Source organism: Acinetobacter sp. NIPH 817 (assembly GCF_000368405.1).
Lineage (GTDB): Bacteria > Pseudomonadota > Gammaproteobacteria > Pseudomonadales > Moraxellaceae > Acinetobacter.
Map to the genome: position 1 here is coordinate 28736 of NZ_KB849420.1, position 24320 is coordinate 53055.

Annotated in this window: 19 protein-coding genes, 1 tRNA gene and 2 pseudogenes; 13 read left to right on the plus strand and 9 right to left on the minus strand. The window is 37.7% G+C overall.

Features of this window, described 5'->3' with window-relative positions; translation table 11 throughout:
* Positions 1 to 231 precede the first annotated feature (231 nt).
* Both glpK and glpD read left to right on the plus strand, forming a co-directional pair.
* A complete protein-coding gene (glpK, locus tag F968_RS03745; protein WP_004790482.1) occupies positions 232 to 1740 on the plus strand; it encodes a glycerol kinase GlpK in 1509 nt (502 codons plus the stop codon).
* 153 nt (positions 1741 to 1893) lie between these two features.
* Entirely contained in the window at positions 1894 to 3411 is a 1518-nt protein-coding gene (gene glpD / locus F968_RS03750; RefSeq protein WP_004790483.1) for a glycerol-3-phosphate dehydrogenase, read from the plus strand.
* Between the two features lie 41 nt (positions 3412 to 3452).
* On the opposite strand, the gene F968_RS03755 is transcribed toward glpD, so the two are convergent.
* Positions 3453 to 5285, minus strand: coding sequence for a phosphoenolpyruvate carboxykinase (GTP) (locus F968_RS03755; protein WP_004790485.1), 1833 nt, complete (start codon positions 5283 to 5285; stop codon positions 3453 to 3455).
* A 389-nt stretch (positions 5286 to 5674) separates the two neighbouring features.
* On the opposite strand from F968_RS03755, the gene F968_RS03760 reads away from it, so the two are divergent.
* The 4 genes from F968_RS03760 to groL all read left to right on the plus strand — a co-directional run bounded on the left by F968_RS03760 (position 5675) and on the right by groL (position 9521).
* Entirely contained in the window at positions 5675 to 6613 is a 939-nt protein-coding gene (locus F968_RS03760) for a diacylglycerol/lipid kinase family protein (protein WP_004790487.1), read from the plus strand.
* Positions 6594 to 7352 carry a metallophosphoesterase family protein gene (locus F968_RS03765; RefSeq protein WP_004790488.1) on the plus strand — a complete coding sequence of 253 codons (759 nt, stop codon included), beginning with the start codon at positions 6594 to 6596 and terminating at the stop codon, positions 7350 to 7352. The genes F968_RS03760 and F968_RS03765 overlap by 20 nt, the downstream gene beginning before the upstream one ends.
* Before the next feature lie 185 nt (positions 7353 to 7537).
* The gene (locus F968_RS03770; protein ID WP_002120604.1) at positions 7538 to 7828 is read left to right on the plus strand and encodes a co-chaperone GroES; all 291 of its coding nucleotides are present in this window, start codon (positions 7538 to 7540) and stop codon (positions 7826 to 7828) included.
* Positions 7829 to 7886: 58 nt separating this feature from the next.
* Positions 7887 to 9521: a chaperonin GroEL gene (gene groL, locus F968_RS03775; protein WP_004790490.1), complete on the plus strand. Its 1635-nt coding sequence runs from the start codon at positions 7887 to 7889 to the stop codon at positions 9519 to 9521.
* Between the two features lie 265 nt (positions 9522 to 9786).
* On the opposite strand, the pseudogene F968_RS03780 reads toward groL, so the two are convergent.
* From F968_RS03780 to F968_RS03790, 4 genes and pseudogenes are all read right to left on the minus strand, one after another.
* Positions 9787 to 9951 (minus strand): annotated as a pseudogene (locus F968_RS03780) (AAA family ATPase); the annotation flags it as partial.
* 200 nt (positions 9952 to 10151) lie between these two features.
* Positions 10152 to 10556 (minus strand): putative four-helix membrane protein, encoded by a 405-nt coding sequence (locus F968_RS03785; RefSeq protein ID WP_004790495.1) that lies wholly within the window; start codon positions 10554 to 10556, stop codon positions 10152 to 10154.
* Between the two features lie 12 nt (positions 10557 to 10568).
* Positions 10569 to 10676: pseudogene (locus F968_RS20520) on the minus strand (LexA family transcriptional repressor); the annotation flags it as partial.
* A gap of 380 nt (positions 10677 to 11056) precedes the next feature.
* Positions 11057 to 11431: a diacylglycerol kinase gene (locus F968_RS03790; RefSeq protein WP_004790498.1), complete on the minus strand. Its 375-nt coding sequence runs from the start codon at positions 11429 to 11431 to the stop codon at positions 11057 to 11059.
* A gap of 106 nt (positions 11432 to 11537) precedes the next feature.
* On the opposite strand from F968_RS03790, the gene F968_RS03795 reads away from it, so the two are divergent.
* Positions 11538 to 12500, plus strand: a complete 963-nt coding sequence (locus tag F968_RS03795) for an MBL fold metallo-hydrolase (protein ID WP_004790499.1) — start codon at positions 11538 to 11540, stop codon at positions 12498 to 12500.
* 44 nt (positions 12501 to 12544) lie between these two features.
* Here F968_RS03795 and F968_RS03800 read toward each other — a convergent pair whose 3' ends face one another.
* Entirely contained in the window at positions 12545 to 13687 is a 1143-nt protein-coding gene (locus tag F968_RS03800; protein ID WP_004790500.1) for a glycerophosphodiester phosphodiesterase, read from the minus strand.
* 263 nt (positions 13688 to 13950) lie between these two features.
* Between F968_RS03800 and F968_RS03805 the strand changes: the two genes are divergently transcribed.
* Together F968_RS03805 and F968_RS03810 are read left to right on the plus strand one after the other, a co-directional pair.
* A complete protein-coding gene (locus tag F968_RS03805) occupies positions 13951 to 17046 on the plus strand; it encodes a multidrug efflux RND transporter permease subunit (protein WP_004790502.1) in 3096 nt (1031 codons plus the stop codon).
* A 72-nt stretch (positions 17047 to 17118) separates the two neighbouring features.
* Positions 17119 to 17694 (plus strand): DUF4112 domain-containing protein, encoded by a 576-nt coding sequence (locus tag F968_RS03810; protein ID WP_004790504.1) that lies wholly within the window; start codon positions 17119 to 17121, stop codon positions 17692 to 17694.
* Between the two features lie 49 nt (positions 17695 to 17743).
* On the opposite strand, the gene htpX is transcribed toward F968_RS03810, so the two are convergent.
* The gene (htpX, locus tag F968_RS03815) at positions 17744 to 18649 is read right to left on the minus strand and encodes a protease HtpX (RefSeq protein WP_004790506.1); all 906 of its coding nucleotides are present in this window, start codon (positions 18647 to 18649) and stop codon (positions 17744 to 17746) included.
* Positions 18650 to 18895: 246 nt separating this feature from the next.
* Positions 18896 to 19756 (minus strand): lytic transglycosylase domain-containing protein, encoded by an 861-nt coding sequence (locus F968_RS03820; protein WP_004790507.1) that lies wholly within the window; start codon positions 19754 to 19756, stop codon positions 18896 to 18898.
* Between the two features lie 505 nt (positions 19757 to 20261).
* Between F968_RS03820 and ttcA the strand changes: the two genes are divergently transcribed.
* Both ttcA and F968_RS03830 read left to right on the plus strand, forming a co-directional pair.
* Positions 20262 to 21167, plus strand: coding sequence for a tRNA 2-thiocytidine(32) synthetase TtcA (gene ttcA / locus F968_RS03825; protein ID WP_004790509.1), 906 nt, complete (start codon positions 20262 to 20264; stop codon positions 21165 to 21167).
* Between the two features lie 205 nt (positions 21168 to 21372).
* Positions 21373 to 21756 (plus strand): SCP2 sterol-binding domain-containing protein, encoded by a 384-nt coding sequence (locus F968_RS03830; RefSeq protein ID WP_002118641.1) that lies wholly within the window; start codon positions 21373 to 21375, stop codon positions 21754 to 21756.
* Between the two features lie 90 nt (positions 21757 to 21846).
* Here F968_RS03830 and F968_RS03835 read toward each other — a convergent pair whose 3' ends face one another.
* Positions 21847 to 22959 carry an MltF family protein gene (locus tag F968_RS03835; RefSeq protein ID WP_004790511.1) on the minus strand — a complete coding sequence of 371 codons (1113 nt, stop codon included), beginning with the start codon at positions 22957 to 22959 and terminating at the stop codon, positions 21847 to 21849.
* A gap of 372 nt (positions 22960 to 23331) precedes the next feature.
* Here F968_RS03835 and greB point away from each other — a divergent pair, with 372 nt between their 5' ends.
* Both greB and F968_RS03845 read left to right on the plus strand, forming a co-directional pair.
* Positions 23332 to 23826: a transcription elongation factor GreB gene (gene greB, locus F968_RS03840; RefSeq protein WP_004790517.1), complete on the plus strand. Its 495-nt coding sequence runs from the start codon at positions 23332 to 23334 to the stop codon at positions 23824 to 23826.
* 89 nt (positions 23827 to 23915) lie between these two features.
* A tRNA-Ser gene (locus tag F968_RS03845) sits at positions 23916 to 24005 on the plus strand.
* Positions 24006 to 24320: the final 315 nt, after the last annotated feature.

The following is a 24320-nucleotide window of genomic DNA, read 5'->3' on the forward strand; positions in this document are numbered from 1 at the left end:
TGATTTTAAATTGGCCGATCAGCTCATTTTTATAATCTTCCTCCAATCTTTGGCATACTATTTTTTCCAAATAGTAAAAAGTGTTAAAGAATGCGTAATGTTTGGACTGAGAAAATCTATATCTCTTAAAAATAATGATATATTCCAAAGAAAATTTTAAATAAATACAGTTAGGCATGATGTCTTGGCATTGTGGACTAGATGTGTGTGGATAATGAAAGGGACATTCAGATGTCAAATTGCCCGAAAAAATATATTGTTGCTTTTGATCAGGGAACAACAAGCTCAAGAGCAATTGTTTTAGATCATGATGCTAACGTTGTAAGTATTGCTCAAAAAGAATTTACTCAGATTTATCCGCAACCAGGTTGGGTTGAGCATGATCCTATGGAAATTTGGGCCACACAAAGTGCTGTTTGGGTAGAAGCTCTAGCTCAAGCTGGGATCAAGAGCGAACAAGTTGCAGCAATTGGCATTACAAACCAGCGGGAAACCACAATTGTATGGGATAAGAAAACAGGAAAACCTATTCACAATGCAATTGTTTGGCAAAGCCGACAGACAACTGAAATATGTAATCAATTGCATAAAGCTGGTTGGCAAGAATATGTTCGTAAAACAACAGGGTTGGTTATTGATCCGTATTTTTCTGCCACCAAAATAAAATGGATTTTGGACCATGTAGAGGGTAGCCGTGAACGAGCAGGGCGAGGAGAGTTATTATTTGGTACGGTAGACACATGGCTAATCTGGAAATTAACTAATGGCGCAGTCCATGTCACTGATTTTACCAATGCTTCGCGAACCATGCTTTTTAATATCGAAAAGCTCGAATGGGATGAAAAACTTTTACAAGCTTTAGATATTCCTAGAGCAATGTTACCCGAAGTCCGTAGTTCATCTGAGGTTTATGGATACACACATACCATTAGTGGGCAAGAAGTGGGGATTCCGATTGCTGGTATAGCTGGGGATCAACAAGCTGCACTTTTCGGGCAAATGTGTGTAGAACCCGGACAAGCAAAAAACACTTATGGCACAGGCTGTTTTCTACTCATGAACACGGGTAAAAAGATTGTTCGTTCAGAGCATGGCTTGCTGACGACGATTGCATGTGGCGCAAATGGTGAAGTGAACTATGCTTTAGAGGGCGCCGTGTTTAATGGTGGCTCTTGCGTACAGTGGTTACGTGATGAGTTAAAAGTGATTAAGAACGCTAAAGACTCTGAGCTTTATGCAACACGTGTAAAAGACAGCAATGGTGTATATGTTGTACCTGCTTTTACAGGTTTAGGTGCTCCCTATTGGGATCCGACAGCACGTGGAGCAATCTTTGGGCTTACTCGTGGAGCCAGTATAGAACATATTATTCGTGCGACTTTAGAATCAATTGCCTACCAGACAAGAGACGTACTTGATGCCATGCAGCAAGACGCAGAAGAAGAGCTTCGCACACTTAGAGTCGATGGTGGGGTAACGGAAAATAATTTCTTGATGCAATTTCAAGCCGATATTTTAGCGACCCCAGTAGAACGCCCAATAATGAAAGAAACTACTGCTTTGGGTGCAGCTTTTCTTGCAGGATTGGCAACGGGTTTCTGGCAGGATCTTCATGAGTTAAGGAATAAGTCTACGATAGAAAAAGTATTTGAACCCAAAATGTCTTCTGAGCAATCTGAAGTCATTTATAAAGGTTGGTTGAAGGCAGTGAAGCGTAGTCAAAGTTGGGCTGAGGATTGATCTGTTCTTTAACTGGTTAAATTCAATAGTAGGGTAATCAATTAACGGTAAATACTTGGTTATTTAAAATTGATTATTCTACTTTTTTGATTGTTGTTTTATCAATTTGATGTTTTAATTTTTATAAGATCAACAATAAAAAGAAAATGAGAAATGATAGTACAGCCTAATGATTATTCAAAAATATATGACATTGCCGTGATTGGTGGCGGTATTAATGGCGTCGGTATTGCTAATGATGCGGCAGGCCGTGGCTTATCAGTATTTTTATGTGAAAAAGATGATTTAGCTAGTCATACCTCATCTGCGAGCAGTAAATTAATTCACGGCGGTTTACGCTATTTAGAACATAAAGAATTTCGATTGGTTAGAGAAGCGTTGGCAGAGCGTGAAGTCTTGTTGGCTAAAGCTCCGCATATTATTAAACCAATGCGTTTTATTATGCCTCATCGACCACATTTGCGTCCTGCGTGGTTAATTCGGGCAGGCCTATTTTTTTATGATCATTTAGGAAAACGAGAAAAATTATTAGGCTCAAATCTTATTTATTTCAAAGAAGATAGTCCCCTAAAACCAGCTATAACGCGTGGCTTTGAATATTCGGACTGTACTGTAGATGATGCACGTCTTGTTGTGCTAAATGCGCTACAAGCTAAAGAGAAGAGTGCCAAAGTTGTAACACGGACAAGTTGTGTTAAGGCTTATAGACAACAAGAACTGTGGCATTTGGAACTACAAAGCGGGGCTGAGTCTTATCAAATACGAGCAAAAGCCTTAGTGAATGCAGCAGGTCCTTGGGTCGAAGAAATTATTAGTAAAAACCTACAATTAAAATCGCCATATCAAATTCGGCTTATACAAGGAAGTCATATTGTTGTGCCTAAACTCTATAATTGTCATAAAGCTTTTATCATGCAAAATGAAGATCGACGCATCGTGTTTGCCATTCCTTATTTAGAACAATACACATTAATAGGTACGACAGATCAAGAATATATAGGTGATCCACAAAAGGTAGAGATTACCGATGTAGAAATAGATTACCTTTTGACAGTCACAAATTCACATTTTAAAAAGCAGCTGACCCGTACAGATATCGTCAGTCAGTTTTCTGGAGTCCGAGCTTTATGTGATGATGAGTCAGATAATCCGTCTGCAGTTACACGTGACTATACTCTGGCACTACAGGCTGAATATAAAAAAGCACCTTTGTTATCTGTATTTGGTGGCAAGATCACGACTTATCGGAAACTGGCAGAGGCTGCTTTAGAAGATCTATCCCCGTTTTTTAGTAATATGGCAGAGGAGTGGACTGCAAATGAAGTATTACCTGGGGCGGAGAATTGGACCACACTTGAAGATTTAGTTATAAAGATTCAAAACCAAGTTGAAGGGGTAACCGAGCAGCTTGCTACTCGTTGGGCAAATGCCTATGGTTCTAGGGTTTGGGATATTTTGCATGAGCGAAAAGCTCTTGAGCAGTTAGGGCAAGATTTTGGTCACGGTTTATTTGAATCTGAAGTTCAGTATTTATGTGAATATGAATGGGCAAATACGGCAGAAGATATATTGTGGCGTAGAACTAAGTTGGGTTTGGCATTTGATGAAAAACAAGTAAAAAATTTGGAAAGTTATTTGGCTGGACGTCGACAAAAAGATGATGCCGCATAATAAAAAAGGCCGCACAAGGCGACCTTTTTTATATTTAGCAATTAGAAGCCAGTTTTTACAGCTTCAAGTAAAGCTGCTTGACGTTCTTTTAATGCTTTTGGTAAGCGCTCACCAAGTTTATTGAATAACTCAGTGTGGCTTTCAATTTCAGTAACCCACTGATCTTTATCTTGAGCTGTGATAAGGTCAAATTCTTCTTTAGAGAATTCAGTACCTTCCCAATTCAAGTCATCGTAAGTTGGAACAAGGCCAATTGGTGTTTCAATAGCGTTTGCACGACCTTCACAACGGTCAATGATCCACTCAAGAACACGCATGTTTTGACCGAAACCAGGCCATACGAAGTTGCCTTCAGCATCACGACGGAACCAGTTTACATTGAAGATTTTTGGTAATTTATTACCAGCAGCTTCAGCTTTTGTACTTACTTCTTGACCAAGGCTTAACCAGTGATCGAAGTAGTCAGCCATGTTGTAGCCAGCAAACGGAAGCATCGCGAATGGGTCACGACGAACGATACCTTGTTGACCAACAGCAGCTGCAGTAGTTTCAGAACCCATAGTTGCAGCTTTATAAACGCCATCAACCCAATCGAAAGCTTCAGAAACTAAAGGAACCGTATCTGCACGGCGACCACCGAAGATAAATGCAGAAATCGGAACACCTGCTGGATTTTCCCAGTCAGCATCGATAGAAGGGCATTGACCAGCAGCAACAGTGAAGCGCGCATTTGGATGAGCAGCCTTTTCACCATTTACGTGAGGTTGACCTTTCCAGTTAGTTAAGTTAGTTGGAATTTCTTTAGAAAGACCTTCCCACCATACTTGACCGTCATTAGTTACCGCAACGTTTGTATAGATAACATCTTTGTGAAGAGTTGCCATACAGTTAGGGTTAGTCTTGGTATTTGTACCAGGAGCAACACCAAAGAAACCAGCTTCTGGATTGATTGCGTATAGACGACCGTCTTCACCTGGTTTGATCCAAGCAATATCGTCACCTACAGTCTCAATTTTCCAGCCTTCATAGCCTGCTGGTGGAATTAACATTGCGAAATTTGTTTTACCACATGCAGATGGGAATGCTGCAGCGATATAGTGTTTTTCACCTTGTGGGTTAGTCACACCAAGAATAAGCATATGTTCAGCTAACCAACCTTGTTCGCGACCCATAACAGAAGCGATACGAAGTGCTAAACATTTTTTACCAAGTAATGCGTTACCGCCATAACCAGAACCGTAAGACCAGATTTCACGAGTTTCTGGGTAATGAACGATGTATTTTTCAGGGTTACAAGGCCATGCAACGTCTTTTTGCCCTTCAGCAAGTGGAGCACCTACGGTATGAATACAAGGAATAAATTCGCCGTCTGTACCTAATACGTCATAAACTGCTTTACCCATACGTGCCATTTTACGCATGCTAACAGCAACGTAAGGAGAGTCAGTTAACTCGATACCGATATGAGCAATATGGCTTCCAAGTGGACCCATAGAGAAAGGCACAACGTACATTGTACGACCTTCCATTGATCCTTCAAACAAACCATTTAATTTTTCACGCATAACAGCTGGTTCTTCCCAGTTGTTTGTCGCGCCAGCATCTTCTTTCTTTTGAGAGCAGATGTAAGTACGATCTTCAACACGCGCAACGTCAGATGGGTCAGAATTTGCAAGATAAGAACCAGGATGTTTTTCTTGGTTTAACTTCTGCATGGTGCCGTTAGCGATCATCAAGTCGATTAGACGTTGATACTCTTCTTCGCTTCCGTCACACCATTCGATTTTTGCTGGTTTGGTTAAGTTTGCAATTTCTTCAACCCATGCGATAAGCTTAGGATGACGAACGAATTCTGGTGCGTTCACTGTGGTCATGGTGAGGCCTATTCAAAATATGTACAACGTACAAGTCATTCATTGAGGTACAATGAAAGATCAAATAAAAAAGTGGCTGTATTAAAGCACAAAATCATAAAAAAAATAAGACTAAAGAATAAGAAATAAATATTTTGATTTTTTATTTTTTTTAATTTAAATCATATGCTTATTGTTTTTTGACGTATTTTATTCTTTACATTTTTATGTTGTATGTGTGTTATTTATATTATTTATTTTTTTTAAAATCAATAACTTGATGTTTAAATTTTTCTTGAGAATTATTATTGATTAAACAAATGATCATCATTCGAAATTTACATAAAGAGACTTTTATTAGGCGATTTTCTATACAAAATACAAGGTGAATCCTCTTTAAGATAATAAAAATGCGGACTTTAAAACCTCTCTCTATCATCTATAACCAGAAGTCGGGTTTTCATGCTTCAAAACATGAAGATATGTATGAACAATTAATGACTGTACTCACCGAATTTGGTTTTGAAATACAAGTTTTTGAATTAGCGGAAGATGTTTCATTTGATGATTTAATGAATCAAGTGATTCATCGGCATAGTCAAAACGCGAATTTAGGCGTTGTGGTGGCAGCGGGTGGAGACGGGACGTTAAATGCAGTAGCATCAAAACTTCGACATACCAATATTCCTATGGGAATTTTACCTTTGGGGACTTTTAACTACGTCGCTAAAGTTTTAGATATTCCTTTAGATTTGTTAGAGGCGGCTGAAGTTATTGCTACAGGTACACCCCGTTCTGTACATATTGCGACTATTAATGACCATGTTTATTTGAATAATGCGAGCCTAGGCCTTTATCCATTGTTTATAAAAAAACGTGAGCTCTACAATAAATACTTAGGACGTTTACCGTTACATGCGTATACCTCAGCTTTAGATGTTTTATTAAGAGAAAATAAATCTATGAAACTTTCCGTCACAGTTGATGGAAAAAAATATCCAGTCAAAACCCCTCTAATTTTCTTTGGTAATAATCAACTTCAACTATGTGATATGAAATTAAGAATTGCTGATTGTGCTGCACAGGGGAGAGTCGCTGGAGTAGTTATTACAAAAAGTGATAGGCTTAGTTTATTACATATGCTTTGGCAATGGATTCAGGGAAAGGTTGAAGAGACAAAAGATGTTTATAGTTTTTGTGCTGATCATGTCATTGTTGAATGTGCAAAAAAATCAAAACTTACTGTAGCTTTAGATGGTGAAATATTAGAGATGAAAACACCATTAAATTTCACTGTAGAAAAGAATGCTTTAAATATTATGGTGCCTAATGTTATTACATCTGTCTGATTTGCATTTTGGAACAGAAATTGAGGCCTGTTTAGATGCAATTCGGCTTTTTTGTACCGAACATAAACCTGAAGTTATTATAGTGAGTGGAGATATTACTCAGCGAGCCAGATATCAACAGTTTTATAATTGTCGTCAGTTTTTAGATAGTCTTAATATTCCTTATCTTGTTGTGCCTGGTAATCACGATATTCCGTTGTATCATGTCTGGAACCGTTTTTTCTCACCATTTACTCGCTATCAATATTTTTTTGGCCAGCTTGAACCAACTTTAGAAACTGAACATTTCTATATTGTTGGCGTAAACAGCATACGCCGCCGTTATCATACCCGTGGGCATATTTCGATTGAGCAAATTCAAACTACGTATGAGCGATTACAGCAAGGACCAGCGAATAAAATCAAATTAGTGGTTTTTCATCAGCCTTTTTATACCCCGCCTGATGATGAGCAGGGTATTAAAGATTGCCCAGTATTAGGAAAAATGGCTCTAGAAAAATGGAGTACGACTGGGCTATTTGGTATGTTACATGGGCATCTGCATAAAACAGCTGTATATGATTTAACGCAAATTTATCAATTAGAAATAGATCATCCTATTTATGATATTCATGCAGGAACAGCCACATCTAGCCGTTTGCATTATCATGTTCCAAATAGTTTTAATGTCATTTCAAATGAAGGAAGAATTAATCATTATTGGTTTAATGCACAGCTGGCTGTATTCACTTCTGATTGATTTGGTTTAGATGAGTTTAATTATTTGATTGTTTAAAAAATATTCGAAAAAGATAAGTTTTTTTTCATTTTCCCCTTGAAGCCTTTTTTTTCATCCCCACAAAAGTGACATCTAAATATTTTGTTATTGCTCTGGATTAAAGCAATAACGATTAATCAAAAAGACTTAGTCTGATGGAGTTAATTATGAGCAACATTCGTCCATTACATGATCGCGTTGTAATTCGTCGCGTAGAAGAAGAAACCAAAACTGCTGGTGGTATTTTACTTCCAGGTTCTGCTGCTGAAAAACCATCTCAAGGTGAAGTAATTGCAGTAGGTAATGGTCAAATCACTGAGAATGGCGTACGTGCTTTGGATGTTAAAGTTGGTGACAAAGTATTGTTTGGTACTTATGCAGGTACAACAGTGAAAGTAAGTGGTGAAGAACTCTTAATCATGAAAGAGTCAGACATTTTAGCTGTGTTGGAAGGCTAATCAATCCATAACTCAATTCATTATCAGATTCAGTATTTAAAAAGATTCGGAGTTTAATATGTCAGCTAAAGACGTAAAATTTGGTGATTCAGCTCGCTCAAAAATGATTGCAGGCGTAAACGTACTTGCAGATGCGGTTAAAGTGACTTTAGGCCCTAAAGGTCGTAACGTAGTGATTGACCGTTCTTTCGGTGCTCCGCACATCACTAAAGACGGTGTAACTGTTGCTAAAGAAATTTCTTTAAAAGACAAGTTTGAAAACATGGGTGCTCAACTTGTTCGTGAAGTTTCTAGCAAAACTAACGACATCGCTGGTGACGGTACTACAACTGCAACTGTACTTGCTCAAGCAATTTTAAATGAAGGGATCAAATCTGTAACTGCAGGCATGAACCCAATGGATTTAAAACGTGGTATCGATATCGCAGTAAAAACTGTAGTTGAAAATATCCGTTCAAATGCAAAACCTGCTGATGATTTTAAAGCGATCGAACAAGTTGGTTCTATCTCTGCTAACTCTGATACTACTGTTGGTAAACTTATCGCTCAAGCGATGGAAAAAGTAGGTAAAGAAGGCGTAATCACTGTAGAAGAAGGTTCTGGCTTCGAAGACGCATTAGACGTTGTAGAAGGTATGCAGTTTGACCGTGGTTATATCTCTCCGTACTTTGCAAACAAGCAAGATACTTTAACGGCTGAGCTTGAAAACCCGTTCATCCTTCTTGTTGACAAGAAAATCGGCAACATTCGTGAATTGATTTCTGTTTTAGAAGCAGTTGCGAAAACTGGTAAACCACTTCTTATCATCGCTGAAGATGTTGAAGGCGAAGCGCTTGCTACACTTGTTGTAAATAACATGCGCGGTATTATCAAAGTATGTGCTGTTAAAGCTCCTGGTTTCGGTGACCGTCGTAAAGCAATGCTTCAAGACATCGCAATCTTGACTGGCGCAACTGTTATTTCTGAAGAAGTTGGTATGTCTTTAGAACAAGCAACTCTTCAAGATTTAGGTACTGCACACAAGATCACTGTTTCTAAAGAAAACACTGTAATTGTTGATGGGGCTGGTGATGCAGCTGCTATTGCTGAGCGTGTTCAGCAAATCCGTGCTCAAATTGAAGAATCTTCTTCAGAATATGACCGTGAAAAATTACAAGAACGTGTTGCTAAATTAGCAGGCGGTGTTGCTGTAATTAAAATCGGTGCGGCAACTGAAGTTGAAATGAAAGAGAAGAAAGACCGCGTAGACGACGCACTTCATGCAACTCGTGCAGCAGTTGAAGAAGGTGTGGTTGCTGGTGGTGGTGTTGCGCTAGTACGTGCTGTAAATGTATTAGACAACCTAAAAGGTGCTAACGAAGATCAAACAGCGGGTATCAATATTTTACGCCGCGCGATCGAAGCTCCACTTCGTCAAATCGTTTCAAATGCTGGTGATGAGCCATCTGTAGTGATTAATGCAGTTAAAGCGGGTGAAGGTAACTTTGGTTATAACGCTGCAACTGGCGAATATGGCGATATGTTAGAAATGGGTATTCTTGACCCAGCTAAAGTAACTCGTTCTGCACTTGAACACGCTGCTTCTGTAGCTGGTTTAATGTTAACTACAGAATGTATGATTACTGACATTCCAGAAGATAAACCAGCTGTTCCAGATATGGGCGGTATGGGTGGTATGGGCGGTATGATGTAAACCGCTCAAATTTAAGTTAAGTGTTTGTAATATATTGTTTAATTATTAATTTAATGATTGATTACTCACAGTATTACTCACATTTGATTTAGCCACATAAGAAAAGGTCGCTTAATGCGACCTTTTCTTTACTGATTTCATGCTCTCAGTTCCTGAATTTCATTTTCATCCGCACCTTCTCTAATGCAGCTTAGTACATAACTATTTAACCAGAAGTTTTTACGTCCATCTTTAGTTGGGGGTTTAATTCTTCCGTCCTTTATTCGATCATATGTTTTAATAAAACACCTTCATGTTCACCAAGTTGTCTTGGATCTAAAAATAATTGTGAACGATCTTTAGTAGCTACTGTAATGTTGTCGTGTGAAAGATCAAGTACAGTCGTAAATTCATATTCAACACCATCTCGCTGTTCAGCCTTCAAGTTTACAAAGCACATTGGGTGAAATCTGATGTGCTTTTTTGTTGTCTTGATGAGAGAAATATTGGTATACCAATATAAGTAGTCAATAGTTCTTAACGTTTAATACTAGTTTACTTATTTTTGTGGGAAATTAATTAAAGAAGACCCACTTAAAGTGGGTAATAAAGGGATTAGTATTTTTTTAATTGGCTAGATATTATTGATATTTAAGTTCTGTATAAAAACAAAAGAAATGAGAAAAAGCCTAAATAAACCCAGTACCATATCTCTCGGACCAATTCTCTGCCGCCGTAAGCACCAACTATTTCAAAGACCAGACCTGAAGCAAATAATGCCATGAGAGCCATTACAAATAACATTACTCCCCAATCGCTCAATCCATACAATCGTTCAGGCTTTTCGCCTTCCTTTTTTCGATATATCCAGTTTTTAATTGATCTGTAGTAAAAGTAAGAAGCACCAATTCCCAGAACTATCATGAAGAGAGTAGATGCTGAGTTGTTGGTTGATGGACTACCTGTCACTCTATATCCACTATAAATCACAGCATTCACTTTAAAATTAATAAGGAATAGGAATAAAAAAAATCCTAAATTTTTTAATAAAAACATATTAGGCTCATTTTAATATTTGACCTCTCTATTGTGCCTAACAACAACACCAATAATCGATATTATAATTTGTAACGAGTTAAGTGTTGGAAATTCTGGATTTAATGGTACTGATTCAATACGAAAGACTTTTTCAGTTGGTTTAATCGTTTGATTTTTATATCTTTTAACATGAAGTGTGAGTAATGCTATTTTTGAGGTGGCTACTCACAAAAATTGGTAATGTCATGTAAGACTAATTCAGCATAAAAAATACTAAGTGACATTAGCTCAAGATTTTACTTCATACTAGTTCATATAAGGTAATGATGATGTTAGGAATGATGTAATAACGCATCAACGCTTTAACCAAAAAATCCCTGTTTATACAGGGATTTTTTATTTTTACATGATTTTAAGAAATAGTTAAGTTCAATAACTTATATTAAAAAACAGGAACAGCAGCTAGAAGTTCCTCTTTGTTACAGCCATGCTTATTTACTTATAAGCATGGTTTTTTTTTATCCTAATAAAATGAACAACCATGTAATGGCAATGATAGAAAGTGCAACAAATTGAGCCGCACTTCCCATATCTTTTGCATTTTTAGAAAGCTGATGTTTTTCAAGAGAAACTCGGTCAACGACTGCTTCAATAGCCGAATTGAACAATTCAACGATCATTGCAAATAGACATACAATAATGAGTAAGACGTGTTCACTGCGGGTTACGTCAAGAAAAAAACTAACTGGAATTAAAATAAGATTAATCAAAACAATTTGACGGAAAGCTGCTTCATTTTTATATGCTGCTTTAAATCCGGAAATCGAGTAGCCCGTTGCATTGAGTATGCGTTTAAGACCACTTTTACCCTTATAAGGAGAATAGCTATTCATTTACTTATATTTCTGACACATTTCATGCATTATATAATTTGGGCCTTAAAAAATTATTAAATCTTTTTTAAAGATTTTGACTTTATAACTGAATAGAGAAGAAGAGATGAAAAAATTATGTGTAGCTTTGGGTCTTGCATTTTGTAGCATGCATGCTGCGTATGCCGAGCAAACTCCTACCCAGCAAGTACCTGGATATTATAAGCATCAATTCGGAAAATACCGTGTAACGTCTTTACTTGATGGCACGATTTATCTAAATCCTAACTTGTTTAAAAATTTAAATCAGACTGAGAAAACTAAAATATTAACTAAATATGCTGCTGTGAATGAGAAGGGTATTCAAACTTCGGTCAATGCATTTTTAGTAGATGATGGTAAGAGTTTAACGCTTGTTGATAGTGGGGCAGCAAGTTGTTTTGGCCCACAATTGGGTTCGATTGCAAAAAATATTGAATTGGCAGGTTATCAACTTGCTAATGTAAAAACAGTGTTGCTCACACATTTACACCCAGACCATGTATGCGGAATTGCTCAAAATGGGAAAGCCGTATTTCCTAATGCAACCGTTTATGCACATGAACGCGAAGCTGATTACTGGTTAAATCCTGCTTCTGAAAAGATAGTACCAGCAGACAAAAAAGAAAATTATTTGGGTACTGTTAAAAATGTAAAAACTGCTCTTGCTCCATATCAAGCAAAAAAAGCATTCAAGACATTTAAAGATGGTGATGTTATTCAAGGTTTTGAAGTGATCGATACGCGTGGTCATACACCTGGGCATCATAGCTTTCGCTTAAAGAGTAATGATCAGCAAATCATTTTTGTTGGAGACATTGTTCACTCACATTCTTTGCAGTTTGATGCTCCAAAAACTGGTGTGGATTTTGATGTGAATTCTGAGCAGGCGATTAATAGCCGTTTAAAAATGTTCGCTGAAATTTCAAATAAACAACAATGGGTCGCAGCACCACATTTACCATTCCCAGGTATTGGCCATGTTTATAAAGTAAACGCTGAGCAATATCAGTGGATCCCACTTTATTTTGATAATGTTGTAGAGAAATAAAAAAAACAGGGCATTTATTGCCCTGTTTTTTATAAAAACGTTAATTATTTTGCGGCTTTTTCATAATTAATAACAGCTTCACGACCAAGTGCTGGGTCATCTGTAAAGACTCCATCAACACCCGCTTTGAAATAGGCTTCAAACTCTTTTAAAGCACCAGTTGGGCAGCGCTCAGCTGGTTTATCTTGACTGCATTTTAAAGGCGTTGGTAAGAAATTATTTTCTGGACGGAATGTATAAGGATGTACTTTTAAGCCAGCTGCATGAGCATCAGAAATAAACGAAGTCGTTTGAACTGAGCCATTGTCATTAAAGTTTAGAATATAACCTTTACTTGGTCCTACACCGTTTGCATATTTAGCAACGTCTTTTAAGCCTTGTGCTGTGGCTAAATCTGCATAAGTTTTAGTTTCACCAGATTCAACAAAGTCGGCTGGTTGCGAAGTTTTAGCGTCATAAAGTTGAATGATTTGTGCATGTTTAAGTGTTTTGTGAAGATCAAGCTCCCTTTTTAAATCTTTTAAGTTTTGAACTTCAAAAGACTGTAAATAAACAGGTGCAATATCACGTGTATATTCATATTTGGCTAATGTTTTAAGAAGGGTATCTTCCATTGCCAGATTATGATTTTTAAAGTAAGTCGGATGTTTGGTTTCAATATATAAACCAATAATTTTTCCAGTTTTTTTATAATTTGCTTCAGCCAGCTCAATCACCTGTTCTAGAGTTGGGACAGGGTAAAGGTCATTATAGGCTGTGTTTGCTGGTCGGAACTCTGGAATACGTTCACGCGCTTTAAGCTGCTGTAATTCACTTAAAGTGAAGTCTTCTGTAAACCAGCCTGTTAAGTCTTTACCATCAATATTTTTTGTTGTTTTACGGTCTGCAAACTGAGTTAAAGTGCTTACATTGGTTGTTCCACCAATCTCATTTTCATGACGAGTAACCAATACACCGTCTTTTGTAGACACTAAATCCGGCTCAATAAAATCTGCACCATCATCAATAGCTTTTTGATATGAAGCTAATGTGTGCTCAGGACGTAAAGCGCTCGCGCCACGGTGCCCAATCACTAAAATCTTAGGAAGTTGATATTCTGGTGTAGTAGGTGTGTTTTCGGTTTTATCATCGTCATTACAACCAACCAAGCTAATTAAACTTAAGCATAAAATTGCTCTTTTAAACATAATTCTACTCATATTGTTTTAGTTGAAACGGCTCTAGTCTGCCCATTGAACTTGACGTGATCATGAAGAATTCATGAATTTTCAGTGACACTTGTTAAAGCCTTCTTTATGGCTTTGTAGGAAATAGCCATTCCTGCTTTGTTTTTGTCCTAATTGCATTTATTGTGTTAATTCTACTTGTCTTTTATATGTCGCTCGTTGATGATCAAGAGGCCAAATTTGGCAGTGCCATATGTTAATTGACGACCTAATTCTGAGCAGCCATGCTATCTAAATTTTTTATTCAGCGCCCTATTTTTGCCAGTGTACTTGCAATTATTGTTATGGCATTTGGTATTTTCTCGGTACTGAATTTGCCAGTAGAACGCTATCCCGATATTGCACCTCCAAAAATTACAGTATCGGCAAGTTATAGTGGGGCAGATGCACAAACAGTTGAGCAAAGTGTTACTCAGATTTTAGAACAGCAAATACAAGGTATCGATCACTTACTTTATTTTAGCTCTACCAGTGACTCGTCGGGACGTAGTCGAATTACCATTAGTTTTGATAATGGAACAAATCCAGATACGGCACAGGTCCAAGTCCAAAATAGTATTAGTGGCGTGATAAGACGTTTACCCGATGAAGTACAACGCCAAGGGGTGACGGTGAGTAAGTCACTCGGCGATACTTTTATGGTGGTAGGTTTATATGACTCATTTGGTAAATCGGGAAATATTGAGCTATCGGACTACTTAACTACACATGTGGTCGATAACCTGAACCGTATTGAAGGGGTGGGTGAATCTGATGTTTTTGGTTCGCAATATGCAATGCGAATCTGGTTAAATCCAGAGAAATTAAAACAATATAATTTAATGCCAAGTGATGTTGCCAGCGCAATCACCGCTCAAAATACCCAAGTGGCTGCGGGTGCAATTGGCGATTTACCTGTTATTGATGGGCAATATTTAAATACTAAAGTTACAGCTGGTTCTCGACTAAAAACAGTTGAAGATTTTAAAAATATTGTGGTGAAAGCCAATCAAACAGCGAGTTATGTCTATTTAAAGGATATTGCTAGAGTCGAGTTGGGTGCAGAAAATTATCAGTCTTTTAATACCATTAATGGCTATCCAGCCGCTGGTTTAGGTATTTCGTTATCTTCGGGCGCAAATGCCATTCAGACCTCTAAACTCATCCATCAAACTCTAGATCAGCTTACAACTAAATTACCTCCGGGTTATAAAATTGTTTATCCACGAGATAACACGCCGTTTGTTCAAGAGTCGATTAAGGAAGTCGTAAAGACCCTTATTGAAGCCATTATTTTAGTTATTTTGGTAATGTTCTTGTTCTTGCAAAGCTGGCGCGCGACACTCATTCCGAGTATTACCGTTCCAGTTGTTATTTTAGGAACTTTTGCTGTTTTATATGTGCTCGGTTTTAGTATTAACACCTTAACGTTATTTGCATTGGTACTCGCCATTGGATTGTTAGTCGATGATGCGATTGTGGTGGTCGAAAATGTTGAGCGGCTCATGCATGAACAGCATTTAACACCAAAAGAAGCAGCCATTGAGTCGATGGGAGAAATTAGTGGAGCTTTAATTGGGATTACATTGGTTTTAACTGCCGTTTTTATTCCAATGTCATTTTTAGGTGGCTCAATTGGCGTGATTTATCGCCAGTTTTCTATCACTTTAGTTGCCGCTATGGCGTTATCGCTCGTCGTTGCCTTAGTGCTTACACCTGCGTTATGCGCTTTAATTTTAAAGCCTAATCCAGAGCCTATGCGTTGGGCGGTTTGGTTTAACCAAAAAATTGATCAACTTAAAAATCAATATATCAAGATCGTTCAAACAAGCATTCGTTACAGTAAGTCGGTTGTTGTGATTTTTGTGGCTTTGATTGCTGTTTTTGCACTGTTCTATAGCGGTTTAAAAAGTGGATTTATTCCTAAAGAAGATCAAGGCATTTTAAGTGTTCAAATTAAGCTTGTTGATAGTGCCCCGATTTCTCAAAGTCAGAAAATTGGTGAACAAGTTCGTCAATATTTCTTAACTCAAGAAGACAAAAATGTGGATTTAGTCTTAATCCGCTATGGTCGAAACAATTCGGGTACAGGGCAAAATTTAGCACAAGGGTTCATTGCTTTAAAACCGTGGGATGTGCGTACCGGAAAAGAAAACTCAGCGGATGCTATACAAAAGCGGGCAATGAAATATTTTAGTCAATTAAATAATGCTCAAATTAATGTGACTTTACCACCTTCGGTAAATGGTTTAGGTCAAACCGATGGTATGGATTTATGGATTCAAGATTTAAATGGGCAAGGACAAGATTTTCTAGATAGCACCTTCCGTCAATTGCAAACTCAAAGTAAAAACTACTCAAGTTTTGAAAACTTTGATAAGCAATCAACCAATAGTAAAGCAAATCTCAATATCAAAATTGATCAGAAACAAGCCTTAGCAAATGGTTTAGAACTACCCGCGATTAACAACACTTTGTCGAGTGCGTGGGGTGGAACATATGTGAATGACTTTATTGACCGTGGTCGTATTAAGCGCGTCATGATTCAAGGTGATGCCGAGTTCAGATCGAAACCTGAAGATCTATATAACTGGTCTGTGCGTAATAACCAAAATGAAATGGTGCCTTTTAGTTCATTTGCTAACTTTAGCTGGGGCGGTGCTCCTGAAATCGTAAAACGCTATATGGGTTATAGTGCTTTGCAGTTACAGGCAGATGTTGCGAGTGGTAGCAGTTCAGGTCAGGCAATGAAAGATGTTGAACAACTTGTAAATCAGCAAAAAGACGTTGGTTTAGCTTGGACTGGTTTATCTTTTGAAGAACAGAAGTCGACAAATCAGGCCGTCTGGTTATATTTAATTTCGGCAGGTTTTATTTTCTTATGTTTAGCTGCTCTATATGAAAGCTTGAGCATTCCAGCCGCTGTGATGACCTCTATTCCGCTAGGTGTCGGAGGAAGTGTCATTTTCTCTTATATTTTCGGATTACCAAATGATGTGTATTTCCAGATTGCACTGTTAACCACAATTGGTCTGTCATGTAAAAACGCAATTTTAATTGTTGAGTTTGCAGCTTTGGCTCAGGAAAAAGGTAAGACTGCAATTCAAGCAGCTCTAGAAGGCGCAAGCTTACGGTTAAGACCGATTTTAATGACTTCTTTGGCCTTTGGTGCAGGTGTAATTCCTTTGGTCTTTGCACAAGGAGCAGGGGCTGTGAGCCGTCAAGAAATCGGTATTAGTATTCTAGGTGGTGTGATGTTTGGTACGGTGCTGGTTTTATTCTTTATTCCAGTTATGTATGTGTTATTGCGTTCACTATTTAGATCGAAGGCATCTAGTTAAAAGTAAACAATTTAAAAAGAGGCATCAAATCAAGTATATTAAGTTTAACTTCTCTTCATATATTTGATTTAGATGCCTCAAGAAAAAAAATTAACAGAGCAACAGGTCATCGCATTAGAACGAGACCTTGCCAAGTTTGCCACCATGATGGATAGCGCAGTGCGTATTCCTTTTACGAAGCAGGGCATTGGAGCCGATGCTGCACTGAGTACGATTCCGATTGCCGGTGATGTCGCAGGTTTTGTACTGACGTGTTATGCGATTTATAAAGCTAAACAGATTGGTGTACCACAACACAAGTTAACTCCAGTTATCAAACTCGCTGTTGTAGATGCTGTAGTGGGTTTTGTTCCAGTTGCTGGGACTATTTTTGATATTTTTATACGCCCGAGTCGAAAAGCATTAGATGTGGTTCATACGCACATACGCGAAGAGTATGCGATTCAAAGTGATATTCATGTTATTCATCCATATTTGCATGAAAAACTCGAAAAGAAGCAGCAGCATTCAGCCTTCTGGCGTAATCCTGTGGTGAGTTGGTTATGGTTACATATACCTGATTTATTAGGCGCGTTTGTACTGCTTTTAATTGGCTTCGCTGTTTGGTGGGGTGCAAGTTATTTGTGGGGTCTCTATCAAACCATGTAATAAAAATAAAGCCTCCAGTTGGAGGCTTTATTTCTTCACGTTAAACGTTTTATGGGCAATCTAATTGATGTAAAGCTGCCACACGTTGTTCAATTGTTGGGTGGGTTTGGAACAAAGCAGCTAAGCTAAAGCCTTGTTCTTTACCTTCCGCAATCGCGAAAGCTTTCATTTCTTTTGGCATTTGATCTGGCATTTCTGTCTCGGCTTGTAGACGTAATAATGCAGAAATCATTGCTTGTTTACCTGCTAAACGTGCACCTGCTTCATCAGCACGATATTCACGATAACGAGAGAACCACATTACAATCGCAGAAGCGAGAATACCAAAGACGATATCCAATACCATGGTAATAATGAAGTAACCCATACCTGGGGCTTCATCGTCTTGACGACCAAAAACATTACGGTCGATAAAGTCACCGACTACGCGAGCAAAGAACATAACAAAGGCGTTCACGACACCTTGGATGAGTGCTAGGGTAACCATGTCACCATTCGCAACGTGACCAATCTCGTGCGCAAGCACAGCACGTAGCTCATCTTTGTTCATACGTTCAAGTAGACCAGATGAAACGGCAACTAAGGCATCATTCTTATTCCAGCCTGTTGCAAAGGCATTGGACTGATATGATGGAAAAATACCAACCTCTGGCATGTTAATACCAGAACGTTGAGAAAGTTCAGCGACTGTTTGCAATAACCAGCTTTCAGCTTGGTTACGAGGAGCATTCGGGTCGATCAGTTCTGTACCGGTCGTTTTCTTAGCCATCCATTTTGACATGAATAACGAGATTAAAGATCCCACCATACCAAACACAAAACAGATCACTAAAAGGTTGCCTAGATTCAAGCCACCCGCGCCATGGTAACTACCGACACCGAAGAGTGACAAAATAATGCCAGCTACAACCAGTACCGCGAGGTTGGTAAGCAAAAACAAACCAATCCGCATCATTGAGAAAATCCTCTTATAAATAAAATGTTATCTGATTTACAAATTCTAAATCATGCAGCTAATATGCGGGGCTTAGGGGAAAAATTCAAGAAAAATATAAGGAATTGATACATTCTTTCACGAAGTAGAATGTACCTAAATTTAAAGAATAATTGGCTAAATTCGCCTAAATGGTAAGGATCAGGTAATAGATCATTACAATTTAAAGGACAAAAAATTGACAGAATAAACTGTCAGTAAATATTCTTATTCTATGCGGATATGTGCAATTGCTGTGGCATTATTTGTGACATAAGTACCTGTAGGCGCATCAGTAAATGTTCCATTAGATAAAGTCACAATTTGACGAGAATTGGAATATTTAGGAGCTGGTGCTGCTATTTGAGCTGTTGTGTTTTCCACCGAATTAGAAGATTGAGAAGTGACTTGCGCTGAAGTATTCGTAAAAGATGAAAAACCTGAACCAGATGAATATAAGTTTTGGTATCGGCTCGTTACACGACGCACGTAGTCTTGTGTTTCACGAAAAGGGGGAATACCACCGTATTTATCAACGTTTCCTTCACCAGCATTATAAGCAGCGAGCGCCATTTGAGTATTGCCCCCAAAACGTTTGAGTAACCAGCTTAAATATTTTGCACCTGCAAAAATATTTTGCTGAGCATCAAAGGCATTGGTCACGTTAAATCGACGTGCAGTCGCAGGCATAAGTTGCATAAGACCTTGCGCACCTACTGGAGAGCGGGCATTGACGTTAAATCCTGACTCGGTATGCATGACAGCCTTGATTAAGCCTTCAGATACACCATGCTGTAGAGCAGCTTGTTTAATAATATGGTCAAAAGCATTTTTATTTTTATTGTAGCTTGGCAGAACAGAAGCTTCTGATGCTCCCCAGTTTGTATAACTGTGAATATTACTATCAGGGTAGTAAGTCACTTTTACTTTTTTAAGTGATTGATCATAACTTTTTCGGTTGGTGAGCAATGTACTACCATTTTTATCTTGGTAAATATACATTTGACCTGCTGAACTCGAAGTTATGCCGACCGTAAACGTGGTCATCCCCAGCAAACAAGAAATAAGAAATTGAACCGAATTTTTCATTTTATGTTATTCACAATTTTAAGGTATTTAAAACTTGAAAAAGAGTTTATCAAAAAATATTACTTAAAGAAGATTTGTGTAATTTTTTTTATTTCGACTCTTTCAAAAAATCAAGCTGTTTTGTTCGAATGCTCATCAAAAAAAATTAAAAATTATTTTTAAAATGATTCTATTGACTTGAATAACATGTTGATATTAAAGGGTAAAAAACATTGGTTAAAAAATGATCAATTTAAATAAAACCCTTAACAGAAGGTCAAAACAGTTTGTCAAGTACGAAGAAATCCACAATTTTATCCACAGGTTTTGTGGAAAACTGTGGAAAAGTCCAAAAAGTAAGCATTTTGCACATTTTTTGAACGCTTCAGTCAAAAGTAGAGCATCACTTTTGCATCATGCATGAGCAATGTTACGGCTTCAAGAATTGAAACTATTCTTTTGATGCGATTCTCTTCCGAATCATATAAAATTGCGCGGTATTTTTATTTATGGGTATATCTCGTCTATGTACGCGCCAGTTGAGTCCAATCAGGGATTTAATTTTAAGCCTGAACTTCCAACAAGCTCGGCCTATTACCGTTTGCTCAAGAAGCTTCGCCGTCAAGTTGGGCATGCTATTCGTGACTTCAATATGATTGAAGAGGGCGATAAGGTCATGGTGTGTGTGTCTGGTGGTAAAGACAGTTATACCTTGCTCGATATCATGTTGCAGTTTAAGCGTATTGCACCAATCAATTTTGATGTTGTTGCGGTTAACCTTGACCAAAAGCAGCCGGGCTTTCCTGAAGATGTGTTACCTCGTTATATGGAAGAGAATAACATTCCATATTACATTTTAGAAAAAGACACCTATACCATTACTAAACGTTTAACACCGGAAGGTAAAACCTACTGTGCAGTATGTTCGCGTTTACGCCGTGGTTCTTTATATGGCTTTGCACAAGAAATTGGTGCGACTAAAGTTGCTTTAGGACATCACCGCGATGATATTCTTGCAACGTTCTTCTTAAACCTGTTTCATGGCGGAAGTTTAAAGGCGATGCCTCCAAAGCTTTTATCATCGGACAAGAAGAATATTTTGATTCGTCCATTGGCATATGTTGAAGAAAAAGACATCATCAAATATGCAGAATTGCGTCAGTTCCCGATCATTCCATGTAACCTTTGTGGTTCACAGGAAAATTTACAGCGTGCCATGCTTAATGACATGCTGCGTGACTGGGATAAACAATATCCGAAACGCTTACACAGCATTTTCGGTGCCTTACAAAACGTATCACCGTCTCAGTTAGCAGACCGTGAATTGTTCGATTTCGAAGCTTTAGATTCTCAGCGCGAGTTAGATTTTAAAGATCCGGAAGAGCTTAAAAACCGTTTAGATGTCGTGAACTTAAGCTTTGCTGCTGAATAAACGCTAGACATAGACAATGTTAAAGGCACTTTATAAACAAGTGCCTTTAATGTATCAAAATACTAAAAAATGAATGTTCCGTACAAAAAGTCATAGCCCTAAATTTAAATTACATGCTATAACAACGCTCAAGCAGAATTGCTTCACATGATGTTGTCTGGATAGACAACTAGAGAAATTGAACAAATAAATTTGAGGAAGAATCATGCCTGCATTTTTAACTGAAGATTGGTTTGCTACTGTCGAAAAATTAACTGCTGAAGCAGGGGATCTTAATTTGCCACCTGCTCTTGCGAATTTGGCAATTAATTTAGTAGTTACAGATGCTTCTGGAAATACCGAATTAGCTTTAGATGGGGGTAAAATCCAAAAAGGTTTGTCTTCAAATGCCAAAACAACTTTAAATATGGATGCTGAAACTTTACGTAAAGTATTCTTAGAGTTTGATATGGCTGCTGCTATGCAGGCATTCATGACTGGTAAAATTAAAGTTCAAGGCGATATGTCTCAGTTAATGGCTTTACAAACAGCTAAGCCAAGCCAAGAACAAAAAGATTTGTTTAAGAAAGTATTAGAGCATACTGCTTAAATCTAAAAGAATTTATATAAAAAGCTTACCCCAAGAGGTAAGCTTTTTATTCACACAAACAAAGAATTTATCAACTTTTAAATAATAAAATTAGATATTGATTCGTGTTTGCGCTGTTTTGATATGCTCAAGATAAGCACGAATACGAGTGACATATTGAACCGCTTGCTTATATCGACCATTACGCGTTTTATTACTTTGCAAATAATCGTAGAGATTAACCCATTGGTTCGGGTCTTTCCCTTGTGCTTGCAAGCGCTTTTGAATCTGGTTTACCGCACCTGGTCCCATATTATAGGCCACCAGCGCATACCAGTTCCGATCAGGGAAAGGAATATCATCATATTCACTTAACATCTGGTCGTAATATTTCGCGCCACCTTGAATGCTTTGAGCTGGATCACTACGATTGCTCACACCCATTGCTCGAGCAGTGCTATTGGTCAGCATCATTAAGCCACGAACACCTGTGGGAGAAACAGATTCTGGCTTTAAATATGATTCTTGATAACCAATTGCGGCAAGTAAATGCCAGTCGAGATCGTATTTAGCTGCACTTTGTTTAAAGCTCGCTTTATAAATCGGTAAACGCGTCGTTAAGTCACGTTGAATGGTTGACCAAGCTTCTGGTTTCACCACATTACGATTATAGAAAGAAGCGAGTTGCTGCGTCACACCGTTTTGCTTACTTTGGCATACAAAGCCACTAGCGGTCTGGGTGAGGGGATCATCAGCTTGTTTAAACACCCAGCTTAACTCAGGATTTAAACCGTTTTTTTGCAAATCGGCTGTGTCACCACAACTTGCAGAAAAAGACATTAAACCTTTGTTCTCGATGGTACTTAAACCAGCGCTAGTCATCGCAAAGTTTGCTTTACCTTGCTGAACCCATCTAAGGGCAGTGGCATTGTCTGCCACGATTTTAAAGTCCAGCTTTACATTAAGGCTTTGTGCATAGTTACGGGCTAAGTCGTAACCGAAACCATGTAAAAACTGATCTTCTTTGAAAACGGTTGTCGGGCTTTCTACCGCAACAACAGTTAAAGTGTTTGTATTTACTACAGTATTGTACTGTAGGGTTTTTCCTGCATTAATACTATGAAATGGAAAAAGCATAGTACTAAGTGCAAGTGCTTTTAACGGGAGAGAAGAAAATAAAGAGTTAAGGCAAAGCCTCGACCCTGAACTTGAATTACTGTGCATGTTGTCTCCGCTACAGGTAATTTATGCCCCAAAAGTCAGACAAAAAGCTGCCATAACTTCTAAAAGTTGATAAATTCAATAAGGGGTGGGCAGTCATGACGTCATTCAAAATGACATGAAATGAAAAAAACAAACTGTGTAGAAAATCTACATAGTTTTCTAGAAGGTTAAAAATTGCTCAACATTTAATCTGCGCGCATCATAATATTGAAAAAAAGTATTGTCAAATTTCGTACAATTAAATATTCGATATATCATCATAAACACATGAATTTCTTAAGGAAGAAAATTTATACACTTCTGATATGAGAAAATAGGGTATAAAATGCTACATCTTGTAAGCGATATGTTGTTGAACAGTGGTTTTTAATCATGAAATCTAACTTAATCACTCGATCTGGGCATGACAAATTAGTTGCTGAATTAAAACAACTTTGGCATGAAGAACGACCGGAAATCACAAAGAAAGTGAATTGGGCTGCAAGCTTAGGTGACCGCAGTGAAAATGCCGATTATCAATATAATAAGCAGCTACTTAGAAAAATTGATCGACGAGTACGTTATTTAGGAAAACGTTTAGAAGAATTAAAAATCATTGATTACGCACCTGAGCAAGACGGTAAGGTTTACTTCGGCGCTTGGGTAGAGATTGAAAACGAAGAAGGCGAGCAAAAAACTTTACGTATTGTAGGGATCGATGAAATTTATGACCATCACCCGCAGCATATCTCAATTGAATCGCCGATGGCTCGTGCGTTGCTCGGTAAAGAAGTTGATGATGAGATTGAAGTACACACGCCATCTGGAAAAAAGCTTTGGTATATCAATACAATTCGCTATGAAAAGAATGAAAACCCAGAAAACTAAATTAATTTGTATTTATTTTGAGCGTTTGAATTAAAAGTTAAATAAAAGGTTTGCCAACTTGAGTTTTTATTTATATTATAGCGCTCGTTGGAAGCGTGGCAGAGCGGTTTAATGCACCGGTCTTGAAAACCGACGAGGGTGTGAGTCCTCCGTGAGTTCGAATCTCACCGCTTCCGCCAAATTCTTAAAAAGCCCTTGTTAATGACAAGGGCTTTTTTTATGCCTATTATTTTATTGCTCTGCTTATATCAATTTTGAATAACGCTATTTAATTTTTATAAAAATATGTGCTTATATTTTTCCTTATTGTCATTTTAGTTTGATTTATAAGTAATAAAAATCGTTTGTTCTTCTCATTTAATAGTTCACTCTTCATTTTTAAAATAAAAACTTTAATCTTCATTTAAGTTCAACTCTTTAATTTATTACATAGCAATTGATTTCTTTAATAGGTCAGAAAAACTCAAACATGACTTTATTTTAGCTAAATCAAA

What these genes read in the sequence shown, in the direction of transcription:
- glpK (WP_004790482.1), top strand. Translation starts at nt 232, where the DNA reads ATGTCAAATTGCCCGAAAAAATATATTGTTGCTTTTGATCAGGGAACA.
- glpD (WP_004790483.1), top strand. Translation starts at nt 1,894, where the DNA reads ATGATAGTACAGCCTAATGATTATTCAAAAATATATGACATTGCCGTG.
- F968_RS03755 (WP_004790485.1), bottom strand. Translation starts at nt 5,285, where the DNA reads ATGACCACAGTGAACGCACCAGAATTCGTTCGTCATCCTAAGCTTATC.
- F968_RS03760 (WP_004790487.1), top strand. Translation starts at nt 5,675, where the DNA reads ATGCGGACTTTAAAACCTCTCTCTATCATCTATAACCAGAAGTCGGGT.
- F968_RS03765 (WP_004790488.1), top strand. Translation starts at nt 6,594, where the DNA reads ATGTTATTACATCTGTCTGATTTGCATTTTGGAACAGAAATTGAGGCC.
- F968_RS03770 (WP_002120604.1), top strand. Translation starts at nt 7,538, where the DNA reads ATGAGCAACATTCGTCCATTACATGATCGCGTTGTAATTCGTCGCGTA.
- groL (WP_004790490.1), top strand. Translation starts at nt 7,887, where the DNA reads ATGTCAGCTAAAGACGTAAAATTTGGTGATTCAGCTCGCTCAAAAATG.
- F968_RS03785 (WP_004790495.1), bottom strand. Translation starts at nt 10,556, where the DNA reads ATGTTTTTATTAAAAAATTTAGGATTTTTTTTATTCCTATTCCTTATT.
- F968_RS03790 (WP_004790498.1), bottom strand. Translation starts at nt 11,431, where the DNA reads ATGAATAGCTATTCTCCTTATAAGGGTAAAAGTGGTCTTAAACGCATA.
- F968_RS03795 (WP_004790499.1), top strand. Translation starts at nt 11,538, where the DNA reads ATGAAAAAATTATGTGTAGCTTTGGGTCTTGCATTTTGTAGCATGCAT.
- F968_RS03800 (WP_004790500.1), bottom strand. Translation starts at nt 13,687, where the DNA reads ATGTTTAAAAGAGCAATTTTATGCTTAAGTTTAATTAGCTTGGTTGGT.
- F968_RS03805 (WP_004790502.1), top strand. Translation starts at nt 13,951, where the DNA reads ATGCTATCTAAATTTTTTATTCAGCGCCCTATTTTTGCCAGTGTACTT.
- F968_RS03810 (WP_004790504.1), top strand. Translation starts at nt 17,119, where the DNA reads ATGCCTCAAGAAAAAAAATTAACAGAGCAACAGGTCATCGCATTAGAA.
- htpX (WP_004790506.1), bottom strand. Translation starts at nt 18,649, where the DNA reads ATGATGCGGATTGGTTTGTTTTTGCTTACCAACCTCGCGGTACTGGTT.
- F968_RS03820 (WP_004790507.1), bottom strand. Translation starts at nt 19,756, where the DNA reads ATGAAAAATTCGGTTCAATTTCTTATTTCTTGTTTGCTGGGGATGACC.
- ttcA (WP_004790509.1), top strand. Translation starts at nt 20,262, where the DNA reads ATGTACGCGCCAGTTGAGTCCAATCAGGGATTTAATTTTAAGCCTGAA.
- F968_RS03830 (WP_002118641.1), top strand. Translation starts at nt 21,373, where the DNA reads ATGCCTGCATTTTTAACTGAAGATTGGTTTGCTACTGTCGAAAAATTA.
- F968_RS03835 (WP_004790511.1), bottom strand. Translation starts at nt 22,959, where the DNA reads ATGCACAGTAATTCAAGTTCAGGGTCGAGGCTTTGCCTTAACTCTTTA.
- greB (WP_004790517.1), top strand. Translation starts at nt 23,332, where the DNA reads ATGAAATCTAACTTAATCACTCGATCTGGGCATGACAAATTAGTTGCT.